Origin of the sequence: Staphylococcus argensis (genome assembly GCF_002902305.1) — a bacterium.
Taxonomy (GTDB): domain Bacteria; phylum Bacillota; class Bacilli; order Staphylococcales; family Staphylococcaceae; genus Staphylococcus; species Staphylococcus argensis.
Genome location: NZ_PPPX01000012.1, coordinates 1 through 348, shown reverse-complemented (window position 1 = coordinate 348; position 348 = coordinate 1). Strand labels below are relative to the sequence as shown.

1 protein-coding gene is annotated in these 348 nt (G+C 44.3%); it reads left to right on the top strand.

The features are described from left to right. A partial coding sequence (locus CD039_RS11885) for a GA-like domain-containing protein (protein WP_206169775.1) occupies positions 1–348 on the top strand: 348 nt, incomplete at both ends.

Genomic DNA, 348 nt, shown 5'->3' with positions numbered 1-348 from the left:
AATGCAGATGGGCTAATCACACCAGATGAACATGAAGCTTTAGAAAAAGCTAATCAAGATGCAGCCGACGCTAAGAAAAACGCGCAAGACAAAGTCGATGCATTACCATCAGATCAACGAGGTAATATGCCAGCTGAACTCGACAAGCTTCACGGTATCGACGTACCAGACGTGAACGACTCAGATTCAAACGGAGTCTCCGACGATGTAGATAACCAACGTAGCGAAGCGCAATTAGCCGTTGAAGCAGCTAAAAATGCAGACCAAGCAGCTCAAGACAAGTTAAAAGAAGCGAATGCAGATGGGCTAATCACACCAGATGAACATGAAGCTTTAGAAAAAGCTAAT